Origin of the sequence: Leifsonia poae, from assembly GCF_050632195.1 — a bacterium.
Taxonomy (GTDB): Bacteria; Actinomycetota; Actinomycetes; order Actinomycetales; family Microbacteriaceae; genus Leifsonia; species Leifsonia poae_C.
Map to the genome: position 1 here is coordinate 2,158,353 of NZ_CP192580.1, position 14,685 is coordinate 2,173,037.

The following is a 14,685-nucleotide window of genomic DNA, read 5'->3' on the forward strand; positions in this document are numbered from 1 at the left end:
CGCGCGCGCCAGTGGGTCAGGAACGCCAGGGCTCGTCGGGCCGGCCGCCGGCCTGCCCGTCCCGGCCGTCGCCGCGGCGACGCAGGTAGCGCTCGAACTCTTGCGCGATCGCTTCGCCGCTCGCCTCGGGCGAATCGACGGTGTCGCGCGCCTGTTCGAGCTGCTGGATGTACGCCGCCATCTCCTCGTCGTCGGCGGCGAGCGCGTCGATGCCCGCCTCCCAGGCCGCAGCCTCGTCGACGAGTGTGCCGCGGGGATGGTCACGTCGACGAGCTCTTCGAGCTTGTCGATGAGCGCCAGCATCGCCTTCGGGCTGGGCGCGTTGTGCACGTAGTGGGGCACGGATGCCCAGATCGTGACCGTGGGGATCCCGACGGCCTCTGCTCCCTCAGCTATTGCGCTCAGGATGCCCACGGGGCCCTCGTAGGTCGAGCGCTCGATAGCGAGCTCCGTGCGCACCGCCGAGTTCTCGCTCGACGCGAAGATCGAGATCGGGCGGGTGTGCGGCACGTCGGCGAGCATCGCACCGAGGAAGACGATCCCGCCGACGTCGGCGGCGAGTGCTGCATCCAGGATCTCCGAGGTGAAGCTCTTCCAGCTCCTCGAGGGCTCCGTGCCGAGCAGCAGGTAGATGTTGCCGACGTTGTCGCCACTCACCCTGAGATTGGCGTCGTCGGCGAGGGATGCGCCGGGTCACCGGGATGCACCGGGCCATACATCACAGCGGACGGCCAGATCAGCCGGCGCACGCCGTCATCATCGGTCACGGTCGGGCGGTTGAACTGGTAGTCGAAGTACAGCTCGGGATCTACCTCGGCGATGGGGACGACGTCGAGCACGTCCTGCAGGGTCCTCACCGCGCCGCTCGCCGCCTCGCCTGCGTCGTTCCAGCCTTCGAACGCCACCACGAGAATGCGACCGCCGAGGAAGTTCATGCCCTTCACAGTGCCTTTACCGTGTCCTCTCCCGGCGCTCCGGTCGGACGCCATCCATCCAGGATAGGCCCGTGCGCGCCCGGTAGGCTTGTCGCCCGTGACCTCACTGAATCCTCCAGCGCTCCCGGCCGCCGTTTTCTGGGACATGGACGGCACCCTCGTCGACACCGAACCGTACTGGATGGCTTCGGAGGTCGAACTCGTTCACTCGTTCGGCGGCAATTGGACCCACGACGACGGCCTCATGCTCGTCGGTCAGGGGCTCTGGAACTCGGCGGAGATCCTGCGCTCACGCGGTGTCGACCTGCCAGCCGATGAGGTCGTGCAGTGGCTGACCACTCGTGTCCAGGAGAAGCTCGACACAGAGGGGGTCCCGTGGCGTCCCGGAGCCCGTGAGCTGCTGGCGGCGGTGAAGGAGCGGGGCATCCCCACCGCTCTCGTGACCATGTCGGTGCGCCGGATGGCCGAACAGGTCGTCGCGCACATCCCCTTCGACGCGTTCGACGTGATCGTCAGCGGCGACGAGGTCAGTGAGGCGAAGCCGCATCCTGAGCCCTATCTGCAGGCCGCGCGGCTGCTCGGCGTCGAGCCGCACGACGCCGTGGCGATCGAGGACTCGCTCGTCGGACTGGCGTCGGCGGTCGCCTCCGGTGCGACGTCGATCGGGGTGCCGCATATCGTCCCCCTTCCCGAGAGCGAGGACCACACGCTCTGGGAGACGCTCGACGGCAAGACCGTCGACGACCTCGTAGCGCTCGCGCAGGCGAAGGCGGGCGTGCGATGAGCGACCTGAACCCTCGCAACAGCGGACCTTTCGTCGCCGGCGACCGGGTGCAGCTCACCGGTCCCAAGGGCAAGATGAACACGATCACGCTCGAACCGGGCAAGGTCTTCCACACGCACCGCGGCATCCTCGAGCACGATGCGATCATCGGGCTGCCAGACGGCTCCGTCGTGACCAACAATGTGGGCGTCGAGCACCTCGCGCTGCGCCCCCTGCTGAACGACTTCGTCATGTCGATGCCCCGCGGTGCCGCCATCATCTATCCGAAGGATGCGGCGCAGATCCTGGCGCTGGCCGACATCTTCCCGGGCGCGTCGGTCGTGGAGGCCGGCGTCGGCTCCGGCGCTTTGTCCCTGTGGCTGCTGCGCGCGATCGGCCCGACGGGAATCCTTCGTTCGTTCGAGCGCCGCGACGAGTTCGCCGATGTCGCGCGCGCCAACGCCGCGACCTTCCTCGGGCACGACCCCGAGAATTGGACCGTCACGGTCGGCGACCTTCAGGATGCGCTCCCGGCCGCCGCCGAGGACCAGAGCGTCGACCGCGTCGTGCTCGACATGCTCGCCCCTGGGAGACCCTGGATGTGGTCACCGCGGCGCTCAAGCCCGGTGGCGTGCTGCTCTGCTACATCGCCACCGTCACCCAGCTCTCCCGTGTCGCGGAGGCGATCCGCGCGACCGGCGACTATACGCATCCCCAGTCCAGCGAGACGATGGTGCGCGGCTGGCACGTCGAGGGTCTCGCCGTGCGCCCGGACCACAGGATGATCGCCCACACCGGCTTCCTCATCACCGCCCGGCGCCTCGCCCCCGACACCGTGCTGCCCGAGCTGAAGCGTCGCCCCTCGAAGAGCGACTACAGCGACGACGACGTGGAGGCCTGGACGCCAGGAGCGCTGGGCGAGCGGCAGTCCAGCCCGAAGAGCCTGCGCAAGCGGGTTCGGGCCGCCGCGACGAGTGCGGAACTCTCCAAGGCGCGCGGCCAGGACGACGCGTCGGATCAGTCGCCAACCATCAACTAGCATGGGAGGCCGGAGGGCGCGTCCCTCCTTTCCCATCGATTGCACCGAAAGAGGACTCGTGCGCAGAGCAACCGCACTCGTCGTAGCCGCTGGGCTGCTGGCCATCACGCTCACGGGATGTTCGTCCAACCCGAACCAGAACTGCGACAAGGCCTTGCAGTCCGGTCCGGCGTCCGACCTCGTCAGCGCGACCGGGAAGCTCGGCGACAAGCCGAAGGTGTCGTTCCCGACGCCTGTCGACACGAAGAAGTCCGAGCGCAGCGTCCTCATCGACGGCACCGGCCCCGAGGTCTACAAGGGGCAGATGCTGGAGATCGAGTACTCGATCTTCGACGCGAGCACGGGTGCGTCCATCCAGACGAGCAACTATGCCAAGGGTCAGGAGTCGCTCGTTCCGCTCGGCTCGCTCATCCCGGGCCTCGACAACGGACTCCAGTGCGCCAAGGTCGGCTCACGGATCGCGATCGCGGTCGCCCCCAAGGATTCCGGCCAGAGCGGTGCGACGGGTACGGCTATCGCCGTCGTCGACGTGCTGCACGCCTACCTCTCGCGCGCCGACGGCGCCCCGCAGCCCTCGGTCTCGGGTTTCCCGACCGTGGTGCTCGCGCCGACCGGTCAGCCGGGCATCACCATCCCGGGGACCCCTGCTCCGACCGCCGCCAAGTCCGAGACGCTCAAGTCCGGGTCCGGCGCGACCGTCAAGAAGGACAGCACCGTCGTCGTGCAGTACACGGCCGTCGGGTGGGAGAACAAGAACGTCGTGGTCAGCAGCTGGCAGAGCGGTGCTCCCGACCTGGTGCAGATCGCCGACGGCCAGAGCTCCTCGCAGCAGGGCGCGCTCCCGCAGGCCATGACCAAGGAGCTCATCGGGCACAAGGTCGGCTCGCAGGTCGCGGTGCTGACCCCTGCATCGAAAGACGGCAGCGTTCCGGCTTCGGCTTGGGTCGTCGACATCCTCGGCGTGCGCTAGCCGATTAGAATGGACGGGTGTCCCCGTCCTCCTCTTCGCCTTCTCGCGTGCCCGTCGAGGAGCGTCTCTTCAGCCTGGTTCTCGCCCTGCTCGCGACCGAGACGGGTTTGACCAAGAACGAGATCCTCTCGACCGTGCAGGGCTACCGCCAGCGGTACACGACGCACGGCGACAACAGCAGCCTCGAGCGGCAGTTCGAGCGGGACAAAGACGACATCCGCGAGCTCGGTGTGCCGCTCGAGACCGTCGAGGCGCCCGGGGATGCGGGCAACAATCAGCTGCTGCGCTATCGCATTCCCAAAGGGGCATACGACCTGCCAGCCGATGTGGTCTTCTCGCCTGAGGAGATCACGCTGCTCGGTCTTGCTGCAACGGTGTGGCGCGAGGGGTCGCTCTCGGCCGAGTCACGCCGGGCGCTGATGAAGCTCCGCTCGCTCGGCGTCGAGGCCGACGAGCCGATCGTCGGATACGCGCCGCGGCTGCGCGCACGCGAGAGCGCTTTCGAGCCGCTCAACATCGCACTGGAGCGTCACGCCGTCGTTCAGTTCCCGTACCTGAAGCCGGGGAGACCGCATCCCGAACCCGTACGGTCGCGCCGCTCGCGCTCGTGCAGCACCAGGGTCGCTGGCACCTGCAGGGCATCGATCAGGATGCCAACGGGTCGCGCACGTTCCTTCTCTCGCGCATGGTCGGTCCGGTCAAAGTGACGGGTCGCACGTTCGTGCCCGAGGGCAGCGACTTCGCCGCGAAGGCGATCGACGAGCTCGAGCGCATCTGGGCGGGCAACGTCGCCGAGATCGAGGTCTCGGCCGGCACAGACGCGGCAGCCCGATTGGGCAAACGGTACGGCGACGCTATTCCGGCGGCCGTGCGCGACGGAGAACCACTGCGCCTCACCGTCAACTACTCGGACTTCAACATCCTCGCCGACCAGCTCGCGAGCTTTGGTCCCGAGGTGCTGGTGCTGTCGCCGGATGCGCTCCGCACGGCTGTGCGCGACCGGCTGACCGCGACCTTCCGCGGCGCCGCAGACGCAACGGATGACAGTCTCGAACAGGGGGATCGATCGCATGGCTGAGCGCCGCAAGCCGATGCAGGCCCAGGACAAGCTCGCCTTCCTGCTCGCCCTCGTGCCGTACCTGATGGATCGCGATCGAGTGAGCGTCGCCGAAGCCGCAAGCCACTTCGGGGTGGAGAAGGCACAGCTGCGTGACGCCGTGCGGCTGATCGCCGTGTCGGGCATCCCGGGCGAGACGAACCAGTACCAGCCCGGCGATCTGTTCGACATCGCCTGGGACGATTTCGAGGAGAACGATCAGATCGTCCTCACCCATCAGGTGGCGATCGACGACTCCCCACGCTTCTCCGCCCGGGAGGCGGCGGCCCTCATCGCCGGGTTGCAGTACCTGTCCGCGCTCCCCGAGAACGCCGACCGCGACGTGATCGGTTCGCTGATGGCCAAGCTCGCCCGCGGAGCCTCCGGCGCACCCAGTCAGGTCGCCGTCGCAGGCTCGGAGACCGACGAGACCCTCGCGATCATCCGCGACGCGGTCGCCGCGGGAACGCAGCTCGAGTTCGACTACCTCAACTCGCGAGGCGAGCGGGAGCGGCGTCGGGTGGATCCGTTGCGCATCGAGTCGATCGACCAGGACTGGTATCTGCGCGGCTGGTGCCACCTGCGCAAGGCGATCCGCACGTTCCGTCTCGACCGGATCGACGACCTCAGCGCGACCGACGACCCGATCTCCTACAAGCCCGGCGACCTCACGCTGCCGGAGACCCTCTTCGAGGGCACCCCCGACGACCTGCTCGTGCAGATCGAGGTGTCTGCGTCGGCCGTTCCACTCATCGAGGACTACATCCCGGAAGGCGCACCGCGCCGCGAGGTCGACGGTTTCGTGCGCACGAACCTGCGGGTAGCGCACTACCACGGCCTCAAACGGCTGGTCGCCGGGCTGTCCGATGTGCTGACGGTGCTGGGTCCTCCCGAGGCGCGCCGGGTCGTCGCCGACTGGGCCCGTGCCGGCGCCGAGCGGTACAGCTAGGCTTTCGCACATGCCGTGGTGGTCGTGGCTCGTGATTTGGGGAGTGCTCGTTCTGGGCCTGCTCGGGATGCTCGCGCTCTTCGCGGTCTGGCTCTTCCGTAAGACCATGGCTGCTGCCGCCGAGGTGAGCGCGCTCGCCCAGAAGGCCGAGGTGCTTTCGCGACGGGCAGAGGAGCTCGGCGACCCGCCTTTCCACTCGGCCGTGTTCCAAGACGCCTCGGAGCTCCTGGACGAGCGCGAGTACGCCAAGGCTGAGCGGGCCAACGCGCGGCAAGCTCGCAGGGATGCCCGAGTCAGACGAGGTAAGCTACTCACCAGCGCAGACCCCTCACAGTTCGCGCACCTGACTCGAAGGAATTGACCCATGTTCGGAAACCTCCAGGGATGGCACCTGCTGGTCATCCTCGCGGTGATCCTGCTCCTTTTCGGTGCGCCGAAGCTTCCGGGACTGGCGAAGAGCATCGGCCAGTCGATGCGCATCTTCAAGGGCGAGGTCAACGAGATGAAGAAGGACGGCGAGAAGCCGGCCGACGGCGAGCCCAAGGGGGTAGCACCGTCGCCTCGACGGATGCGCAGACCCAGGCCCCCGTGGTTAACCCCGCCCCCTCCGCAACGCAGACCCCGTCGTCTGAGTCGTCGCCGAAGTCTTAGGCCGTGGCCTCCCGTCAGCGAGGCAAGAACCGCGAAGGACGGATGACGCTCGGCGAGCATTTCGTCGAACTTCGTAAGCGCCTCTTCCGCTCTGCCATCGGCCTCGTCGCCGGCGCGATCGCCGGTTGGTTCCTGGCCGACTACCTCCTCGATGCCTTGCGCGGTCCGATCACCGACATCGCGAAGCAGCAGGGCCGGATCGCCACCCTCAACTACGACAGCATCACGGGCGCCTTCGACCTGAAAATGCAGGTGGCCATCACCATCGGCATCATCATCTCGAGCCCGATCTGGCTGTACCAGCTGTGGGCGTTCTTCGTGCCGGCTTTGAGTCGAAAAGAACTCAAGTACGGTTTCGGCTTCTTCTTCACGGCGATCCCGCTGTTCTTGGCGGGCGCGTACGCGGGTTGGCTGCTCGTGCCGCACATCGTGAGCCTGCTCACCAGCTTCGCGCAGGGCGACGATTCCGCGATCATCTCGGCGAAGACCTACTTCGACTTCGTCCTGAAGCTGGTCGTCGCCGTCGGGGTCGCGTTCGTGCTCCCGGTGTTCCTCGTGCTGCTCAACTTCGTGGGCGTGCTGAGCGCGAAATCCATCATCAAGTCGTGGCGCTGGGCCTTCCTGCTCATCGCGCTGTTCACGGCGATCGCGACCCCGGCCGCCGACGTCATCTCGATGTTCCTGCTGGCCATTCCGATGGTGCTGCTCTATCTCGCGGCCTACGGCGTGGCCTGGATCCACGATCGCCGCGCGGCGAAGACGGCGCTGCGCATCGAGGCCGAGCTGGCGACATAGGCTGGTGGGGTGACCGATCCGTCTCCGGCCGAGCGTTACGCGGCCTCCCGCTCCCGTTCTCGGCAGCCTGTGCTCGAGGCTTTTCGGAGCGGACTCCGTTTCGAACTCGACCCGTTCCAGGTGGAGGCGTGCGCGAGCCTGGAGAACGAACGCAGTGTGCTCGTCGCGGCACCGACCGGGGCAGGCAAAACGATCGTCGCGGAGTTCGCCGTCTTCCTCGCCATGCGGGAGACGAACGCGAAGGTCTTCTACACCGCGCCGATGAAGGCGCTGAGCAATCAAAAGTTCCAGGAGCTCGTCGAGGAGTGGGGCGCCGAGTCCGTCGGCCTGCTCACGGGCGACACGAACATCAACTCGCACGCGCGCATCGTCGTCATGACGACCGAGGTGCTCCGCAACATGCTCTACGCGGATTCCGACCTGCTGACCGATCTGGCCTTCGTCGTCATGGACGAGGTCCACTACCTGGCCGACCGGTTCCGCGGCGCCGTGTGGGAAGAGGTCATCATCCACCTTCCTCCCGCGGTGCGCATGGTGTCGCTGAGCGCCACGGTCTCGAATGCCGAGGAATTCGGCGACTGGCTTCAGGCCGTCCGGGGTGAGACGGATGTGATCGTCTCCGAGGAGCGTCCGGTGCCGCTGGAGCAGCACATCCTGATGCGCTCGAAGCTCATCGACCTCTTCGACTCGTCGGGCCTGGCAGCGACCAACCGCGTGAATCCCGAGTTGGTGCAGATGGCTCGCTACGGCGGTCGCACGCTCAATTCGCGGCAGATGCGGGATGTGGGTCGCTATCACTCGCGCGGAGGCCGCGTCGAGTCGTACCGGATGGACCGTGCCGAAGTCGTCAAGATGCTCGACGACCGCAACCTTCTTCCGGCCATCTTCTTCATCTTCAGTCGCAACGGCTGCGACCAGGCTGTTCGGCAGACCCTGCGGTCTGGAGTGCGGCTCACGCAGGCTCACGAACGCGACGAGATCCGCGAGATCGTGGAAGACCGCTGCCGCACGCTGCTCGACGAAGATCTCGCCGTGCTCGGCTACTGGGAGTGGCTCGAAGGGCTGGAACGCGGCGTCGCCGCCCACCACGCTGGGCTGCTGCCGGCGTTCAAAGAGGTCGTCGAAGAGCTCTTCCGACGCAAACTGGTGAAGGTCGTGTTCGCGACGGAGACGCTGGCACTCGGCATCAACATGCCCGCCCGCACCGTCGTGCTCGAGAAGCTCGAGAAGTTCAACGGCGAGGCTCGCGTGCCGATCACACCGGGGGAGTACACCCAGCTCACCGGCCGCGCAGGGCGGCGCGGAATCGACGTCGAGGGCCACTCGGTGATCCAGTGGCAGGACGGCCTCGATCCGCAATCGGTCGCATCCCTCGCCTCTCGGCGGAGCTACCCGCTCAACTCGAGCTTCCGGCCCACGTACAACATGGCGGTGAACCTCATCGACCAGTTCGGTCGTGAGCGCACCCGCGAAATCCTCGAGTCCTCTTTCGCGCAGTTCCAGGCCGACCGCGCGGTGGTCGACCTGGCGCGCAAGGTGCGTCAGCAAGAGGAGTCGCTCGCCGGCTACGAGAAGTCGATGACGTGCCACCTGGGCGACTTCAAGGAGTACTCGGGGATCCGCCGGGAACTCAGCGACCTCGAACGCAAGGGCGCGCGCATGGAGAACGCATCGCGCTCCGACCGTGACAAGCGGCAGCGGCAACTGACCGCTTTGCGTAAGCGGATGAAGGAGCACCCCTGCCACCGCTGCCCCGATCGCGAGCAGCACGCACGCTGGGCCGAGCGCTGGTGGAAGCTGAAGCGCGAGACGGATGCGCTGAGCGCGCAGATCCGCTCGCGCACCGGCGCCGTCGCGAAGGTGTTCGATCGCGTCTCCGACGTGCTGGGCGAACTGGGCTACTTGACCTCCGACGACGGAACGACCGCGCTCACTGTGCACGGCCGAACGCTCAAGCGGATCTACGGCGAGCGGGATCTTCTCGTCGCGGAGTGCCTCCGTCGCAACATCTGGAACCAGCTCGACGCACCCAGCGTCGCTGCGATGGCCTGCGCGCTCGTCTTCGAGCCACGCCGGGATGAAGGCCTCGCCAGCGAGCGCACGCTCCCGAAGGGCCCGTTCCGGCCGGCACTGGAGAAGACGATCGAGATCTGGAGCCGGCTGGACGACCTCGAACGGGAGAATCGCCTCCCGGGAACGGAACCGCCGTCGACGACGCTGGCCCTCGCCATGCACATGTGGGCGAAGGGCACCAACTTGAACACGGTGCTCTCGGAGGCCGACATGGCGGCGGGCGACTTCGTGCGTTGGACCAAGCAGACCATCGACCTGCTCGACCAGCTCTCGCTCGTCGCCCAGGGACCTGTCGGCAGAACCGCTCGGCAGGCGTTGGAGTCGATCAGGCGCGGCATCGTCGCGTATTCATCCGTTGCCTAGCGCTCTCGCGGTCGAGGCCCATCCTCGTGTCCTAGGCTCGGACGCTGTGACCGCCTCGCCTCGCGCACCGCTGCCTCTGTGGCTCGCGCTCCTGATCGCCGCAGCGGCCGGTCCCGTGCTCGATGCCGGCTTCCCCGATCGGGACTGGTGGCCGCTGACCTTCCTCGGTATCGGCATGGTGCTCATCGCCGTGCGCGGACGCAGAGCGGGCAGCGCCTTCCTCGTCGCGCTGGTGGCGGGGGAGTCCTTCTACCTCTTCCACGTCGCCTGGACATCCCTCTACCTCGGTCCGGAGCCGTGGGTCGCGCTGTCGACGCTCGAGGCGCTCTTCTACGGCCTCGGCGGGATGCTCATCGCGCTTGCCTATCGCTGGGTTCCGCGCGCGTGGCCGACCACCCTCGGCCGGGTAGGTCTCATGCCGGTGATCGTCGCGGGGCTCTGGGTGCTTCGCGAGTGGATTTCGGGCAACTGGCCGTACGGCGGTTTCTCCTGGGGAAGGGTCGCCGAGTCGCAATCGCAGAGCCCGTTTGCACCGCTCGTCGCCTGGATCGGTATCTCGGGGCTCAGTTTCGTCATGGTGTGGTTGGTCGCGCTCATCGTCGAGCTCTGCTTCGCTGTGGATCTGACGCGTTTCTGGCTTGTGAGCATCGCGGTGGCGGCGATCGCAGTCGTGCTGGTCGTCCCGGCTTGGCCGACCCCGACCGACGGTACGATCCGGGTGGCTGCGGTGCAGGGTAACGGCCCCGCCGGCTACTTCGACAACGCGGCTCCGGATGCGGTGCTCAACAGCCAGATCGCCGAGACGCTGAAGATCCAGGACGAGAAGGTGGATGCGGTCGTGTGGCCCGAGGGGGCCGCCCAGCCCGATCCGACTCGCGACGACGACACCGCGGCCATCCTGAACGCTCTCAGTCGCAAGATGGGGGCGCCTTTCGTGGTGGGCACGATCACCTACCGCCACGGTGAGTATTTCAACACATCGCTGTTGTGGAAGGACGGCAAGGGTGCCGTCGACTACTACGACAAGGCGCATCCGGTGCCGTTCGGCGAATATGTGCCCGATCGCAGCTTCTGGCGACAGTTCGCGCCGTCGTTGATCGACCTGATCGGGCGCGACTACACGCCCGGTACTCGGGACAACGTCTTCGACATCAACGGGGTCAGGGCGGGCATCTCGATCTGCTTCGACATCGTCGATGATCAGCTCCTCACGGACATGATGAACGGCGGCGCGCAGGTCATCTTCGCGCAGACGAACAACGCCGATTTCGGTCAGACGGACGAGAACGAGCAGCAGTTGGCGATCGCGCGCCTGCGCGCCATCGAGGCGGGTCGCTCGCTCGTGAACATCTCGACGGTCGGCAGCAGTCAGATCATCGATCCGGCCGGCCGCACGATCTCGAGCATCCCGCCGTTCAAGCCGGGTCACATGGTCGTGGACGTTCCGCTCGGCACCACGACGACCCCCGCCAGCCTAGACAGTCGCGGCATCGAGGTGCTGGTCTCCGGGCTCGGCCTTTTCGGTCTGATCATCGCGTTCGGCGCCCGTAAGAATCCGTTCCCCACCGTCGGTCGCCAGGTGTAGCGTGTGCCGCAGCCGAGACCGAACAGAGTTGCGGGAGAGACCATGACCACGCTGGACAACCGTCCGAATACGGCAGTACTCGTCATCGACGTGCAGAACGGCATCGTCGCCGAGACCTACGAACGCGACGCCGTCGTTGCGAACATCGACAGCCTCGTCGATAAGGCCAGAGAAGCGTCTGTGCCCGTCGTCTGGGTACGGCACTCGAGTGACGAGATCGTCAAGGGAAGCGAAGGGTGGGAGATTGTCGCCGAGTTGAGTCCGGATGCGTCCGAGCCGATCGTCGAGAAGATCTACGCCGACGCGTTCGAGGAGACCGATCTCGAGGGAGTGCTGTCAGACCTGGGCATCGGTCGTCTGGTGGTCGCCGGCGCGCAGAGCGATGAGTGCATCCGGTCGACGCTGCACGGAGCGATCGTTCGCGGGTACGACGCGACTCTGGTCGGGGATGCGCACACCACGGAAGACCTGTCGGAATGGGGTGCCCCGACGCCGGACCTGGTGATCGCGCACACGAACCTGTACTGGGGCAACCACACCGCCCCGGGTCGCAAGGCGGGAACGGTCCAGACGAAGGACGTCGAGTTCGGCCCTGCGATCTGATCGCCCGGTAGACCGTCGAACCACAAGCAGAAAGCCTCCGGTCGAGTGACCGGAGGCTTTCTGCTCGTCTGTCTGATGCGCGTGATGCGCGACCGGCTAGGCGCCGATCTTGTGCTCTCCACCGCGGCGGGCCCGCAGGTAGGTGAGGCGCTCTTCGAGGAGCTCCTCCAGCTCGGCGCGCGTGCGCCGCTCCAGCAGCATGTCCCAATGGGACCGGGGGTCTTGACGTCGGACCTGTCGACCTCGACGGGCTGGTCGCCGACCAGCAGAGTGGCTTCATGGCCGCAGTGGCGGCACTCCCACGTCTCGGGTGCCTCGGCCTCGGCCGAGAACACCATCTCGGTCTCCTGGCCACACTCCGAACACAGGTAGGTATAACGGGAACGCGGGGAATACACGACGCCTTCTTCGCTCTGTAAGCTCTGGGCGCCAAGTCTCATTCCGCGCAAACTACGATCTGCCATTTTGTGGTCTCCTCTTCGCGCGATGCTCATCAGTTATAAACCAACAAGCTGGGCGTTCTCTTTCCATCGGAGACGTACTCTCAGGCCCTTCTCAGTCAGTTTCGCCGGGTGACCAGTGTTTTCAATACGTCGCATCGGTCGGTGACGAGCCCGTCGACGCCGATATCGAGGAGGCGCGTCATCTGCGCCGGGTCGTTGACCGTCCAGACATGCACCTCGACTCCGGCGTCGTGAAGGACGCGAACGGTTCGCGGCGTGACGAGGCGCACCGGACCGCGGCGTTCGGGGATCTGCACCGCGACGAGCCCGCACAGCGCACGTCGCGCTAGGCCGGCGAAGCCGAACTTGGCGGCGAGGATGGCTGGCAGAAATCGCGTGACTGATGCCGAGCTTGCCACACCGGGAAGCGCGTCGGCTGCCGCTCTCCGTCGCTTCTCGTCGAAAGAGGTGATCAACACCCGGTCGGTGGCCCGGGCCTGGAGGATGGCGCGTGCGGCGGGGAGCGCGGCACGCGCATCCTTGATGTCGATGTTGTAGCGGGCTTCGGGGAACGCATCGAGCGCCTCTGCAAGAGAACAGAATGTCTGCCCGTGCCCGAGATCGATGCGGCGGAGCTGGGCCATAGTGAGCTGCTCGACCCGTACCGGACGACCGGCGACGCGGGTCAGATCGGGGTCATGGCTGATCACGGCCTCGCCGTCCGAGCTCGCGTGGACATCCGTTTCGAGGTGTGTCGCGCCCGCGCTCAGCGCGCGCAGGAATGCCAGCAAGGTATTCTCCGGGGCCTCGATCGCGAGACCCCGGTGAGCGATGATGCGCGGGAGCGGTCCGGAGAGGAAGGTCACGCCGGGGGAGTGGCGACGACACCCGCCGGTGCGGGGCTCGGGGCGGATACCGGCTCGGGTGCGCCGGGCGTGGGCTCGGTGCCCTTCTGCGCGAACGCCTGACCTATTCCCTGCAACGCCTGGGTGAGCTCGCTCGGGATGATCCACATCTTGTTCGCCGGACCCTCGGCGAGCTTCGGCAGGGTCTGCAGGTACTGATAGGCCAGCAGCAGATTGTCCGGATTGCCCTCATGGATCGCTCCGAAGACCGTTGTGATCGCCTTGGCCTCACCCTCTGCGCGGAGCACGGCGGCCTTGGCGTCACCTTCGGCTTTCAGGATGGCAGCCTGCCGCATGCCTTCCGCGTTCAAGATCTCGGACTGCTTGGTGCCCTCGGCGGTGAGGATGACCGCGCGACGGTCGCGCTCGGCACGCATCTGCTTCTCCATCGAGTCCTGGATGGAGAGGGGCGGGTCGATCGCCTTCAGTTCGACGCGCGATACTCGGATGCCCCACTTGCCGGTCGCCTCGTCGAGCACGATGCGCAGCTGTCCGTTGATCTCGTCACGGCTCGTGAGCGCTTCCTCGAGGTTCAGGCCGCCGACGACGTTACGGAGGGTCGTCGTCGTGAGCTGCTCGACCGCGCCGAGGTAGTTCGCGATCTCGTACGTCGCGGCTCGCGCATCCGTCACCTGGAAATAGACGACCGTGTCGATCGAGACGACCAGGTTGTCCTCGGTGATCACCGGCTGCGGCGGGAACGAGACGACCTGCTCGCGCATGTCGAGAAGCGGGCGCACCCGGTCGATGAACGGCACCACGACGTTGAGGCCGGGAAGCAGGGTCTTGTGGTACTTGCCGAGACGCTCGACGACCCCCGCTGTGGCCTGCGGCACGATGCGAATCGCGCGGAACAGGGTCACCAGGACGAAGATCGCGATAATCGCGATCACGACGAAGATCACGATCTGCAAGACCAGCTGGCTGGCATCGCTCACGAAGCACTCCTTTCAGTGAAGTCATCTGCGCCGAGAGCGACGGGGGCCGGCGTCACGACGGCGGTTGCCCCTTCGATCGCGACGACGACGACGTGCTCGCCCGGCACGAGCTCGGCCGGGGCCGCGCCGTGTTCGGACGCAAGCCGGGAGGTCCAGGTCTCGCCGACGGCGAGCTTGACCAATCCGGAGGTTCGGGAGACCGTCGAGACGACGGTGCCTGACATGCCGATGAGGGCGTCAACGTTGCTCTTGGCCGGGTCGCCGCCGCGCTTCAGGCGGTGCAACAACGGCGGCCGGATGAAGAAGATCAGCGCCACGGACAGCACCGCCGCGATGATGAGCTGCAGCCACCATGGGGCGCCGAGCAGTCCGGAGACGAGGCCGCCGACGCTGCCGATCGCCAGCATGAGGAACACGAAATCGAGACTGAGCATCTCGATGATGATGAAGACCAGGATCAAGACCAGCCAGACGATCCAGGCGAAGGACAGAATGTCCATTCGAGGCCTCCCTTCACTGGTTGTATCGAAGGTATCAGTTCGCGGAGCGGCTGGACGGAACCCACTTGGTAGTCTCA

Annotated in this window: 12 protein-coding genes and 4 pseudogenes; 11 read left to right on the top strand and 5 right to left on the bottom strand. The window is 66.6% G+C overall.

The features are described from left to right. Window positions 1-16: 16 nt before the first annotated feature. Window positions 17-935 (bottom strand): annotated as a pseudogene (locus tag ACQ86A_RS10925) (proteasome assembly chaperone family protein). Window positions 936-1,080: 145 nt separating this feature from the next. On the opposite strand from ACQ86A_RS10925, the gene ACQ86A_RS10930 reads away from it, so the two are divergent. The 11 genes and pseudogenes from ACQ86A_RS10930 (at window position 1,081) to ACQ86A_RS10980 (ending at window position 11,822) form a co-directional block, all read left to right on the top strand. After that, window positions 1,081-1,719, top strand: a complete 639-nt coding sequence (locus ACQ86A_RS10930; RefSeq protein WP_431280428.1) for an HAD family hydrolase — start codon at window positions 1,081-1,083, stop codon at window positions 1,717-1,719. Further along, a pseudogene (locus ACQ86A_RS10935) lies at window positions 1,716-2,737 on the top strand (tRNA (adenine-N1)-methyltransferase). Before ACQ86A_RS10930 ends, ACQ86A_RS10935 begins: the two are co-directional and overlap by 4 nt. A 58-nt stretch (window positions 2,738-2,795) precedes the next feature. Next, complete coding sequence (locus tag ACQ86A_RS10940) at window positions 2,796-3,707, top strand: FKBP-type peptidyl-prolyl cis-trans isomerase (protein WP_431277095.1); 912 nt, start codon at window positions 2,796-2,798, stop codon at window positions 3,705-3,707. A 17-nt stretch (window positions 3,708-3,724) separates the two neighbouring features. Continuing rightward, a pseudogene (locus ACQ86A_RS10945) lies at window positions 3,725-4,785 on the top strand (helix-turn-helix transcriptional regulator). Next, on the top strand, window positions 4,778-5,752 hold the full coding sequence (locus tag ACQ86A_RS10950) for a helix-turn-helix transcriptional regulator (RefSeq protein ID WP_431277096.1): 975 nt from the start codon (window positions 4,778-4,780) through the stop codon (window positions 5,750-5,752). Before ACQ86A_RS10945 ends, ACQ86A_RS10950 begins: the two are co-directional and overlap by 8 nt. Before the next feature lie 10 nt (window positions 5,753-5,762). After that, a complete protein-coding gene (locus ACQ86A_RS10955) occupies window positions 5,763-6,113 on the top strand; it encodes a hypothetical protein (protein WP_431277097.1) in 351 nt (116 codons plus the stop codon). 3 nt (window positions 6,114-6,116) lie between these two features. Beyond that, on the top strand, window positions 6,117-6,449 hold the full coding sequence (tatA, locus tag ACQ86A_RS10960) for a Sec-independent protein translocase subunit TatA (RefSeq protein ID WP_431277098.1): 333 nt from the start codon (window positions 6,117-6,119) through the stop codon (window positions 6,447-6,449). Then, on the top strand, window positions 6,446-7,198 hold the full coding sequence (gene tatC, locus ACQ86A_RS10965) for a twin-arginine translocase subunit TatC (protein WP_431280429.1): 753 nt from the start codon (window positions 6,446-6,448) through the stop codon (window positions 7,196-7,198). Before tatA ends, tatC begins: the two co-directional genes overlap by 4 nt. A gap of 9 nt (window positions 7,199-7,207) precedes the next feature. Next, on the top strand, window positions 7,208-9,634 hold the full coding sequence (locus ACQ86A_RS10970; protein WP_431277099.1) for a DEAD/DEAH box helicase: 2,427 nt from the start codon (window positions 7,208-7,210) through the stop codon (window positions 9,632-9,634). Between the two features lie 46 nt (window positions 9,635-9,680). Next, entirely contained in the window at window positions 9,681-11,219 is a 1,539-nt protein-coding gene (lnt, locus tag ACQ86A_RS10975; protein WP_431277100.1) for an apolipoprotein N-acyltransferase, read from the top strand. A 42-nt stretch (window positions 11,220-11,261) separates the two neighbouring features. Next, complete coding sequence (locus ACQ86A_RS10980) at window positions 11,262-11,822, top strand: isochorismatase family protein (RefSeq protein ID WP_431277101.1); 561 nt, start codon at window positions 11,262-11,264, stop codon at window positions 11,820-11,822. 96 nt (window positions 11,823-11,918) lie between these two features. On the opposite strand, the pseudogene ACQ86A_RS10985 reads toward ACQ86A_RS10980, so the two are convergent. The 4 genes and pseudogenes from ACQ86A_RS10985 to ACQ86A_RS11000 all read right to left on the bottom strand — a co-directional run bounded on the left by ACQ86A_RS10985 (window position 11,919) and on the right by ACQ86A_RS11000 (window position 14,608). After that, a pseudogene (locus tag ACQ86A_RS10985) lies at window positions 11,919-12,286 on the bottom strand (RNA polymerase-binding protein RbpA). A gap of 95 nt (window positions 12,287-12,381) precedes the next feature. Further along, on the bottom strand, window positions 12,382-13,131 hold the full coding sequence (locus ACQ86A_RS10990; RefSeq protein WP_431277102.1) for a glycerophosphodiester phosphodiesterase: 750 nt from the start codon (window positions 13,129-13,131) through the stop codon (window positions 12,382-12,384). Continuing rightward, window positions 13,128-14,108: an SPFH domain-containing protein gene (locus ACQ86A_RS10995; RefSeq protein WP_431277103.1), complete on the bottom strand. Its 981-nt coding sequence runs from the start codon at window positions 14,106-14,108 to the stop codon at window positions 13,128-13,130. The genes ACQ86A_RS10990 and ACQ86A_RS10995 overlap by 4 nt, the downstream gene beginning before the upstream one ends. Further along, window positions 14,105-14,608, bottom strand: a complete 504-nt coding sequence (locus ACQ86A_RS11000; RefSeq protein WP_431277104.1) for an NfeD family protein — start codon at window positions 14,606-14,608, stop codon at window positions 14,105-14,107. The genes ACQ86A_RS10995 and ACQ86A_RS11000 overlap by 4 nt, the downstream gene beginning before the upstream one ends. Window positions 14,609-14,685: the final 77 nt, after the last annotated feature.

Coding starts and splice junctions, on each gene's coding strand:
- ACQ86A_RS10930 (WP_431280428.1), top strand. CDS start 1,081: ATGGACGGCACCCTCGTCGACACCGAACCGTACTGGATGGCTTCGGAG.
- ACQ86A_RS10950 (WP_431277096.1), top strand. CDS start 4,778: ATGGCTGAGCGCCGCAAGCCGATGCAGGCCCAGGACAAGCTCGCCTTC.
- ACQ86A_RS10955 (WP_431277097.1), top strand. CDS start 5,763: ATGCCGTGGTGGTCGTGGCTCGTGATTTGGGGAGTGCTCGTTCTGGGC.
- tatA (WP_431277098.1), top strand. CDS start 6,117: ATGTTCGGAAACCTCCAGGGATGGCACCTGCTGGTCATCCTCGCGGTG.
- tatC (WP_431280429.1), top strand. CDS start 6,446: ATGACGCTCGGCGAGCATTTCGTCGAACTTCGTAAGCGCCTCTTCCGC.
- ACQ86A_RS10980 (WP_431277101.1), top strand. CDS start 11,262: ATGACCACGCTGGACAACCGTCCGAATACGGCAGTACTCGTCATCGAC.
- ACQ86A_RS11000 (WP_431277104.1), bottom strand. CDS start 14,608: ATGGACATTCTGTCCTTCGCCTGGATCGTCTGGCTGGTCTTGATCCTG.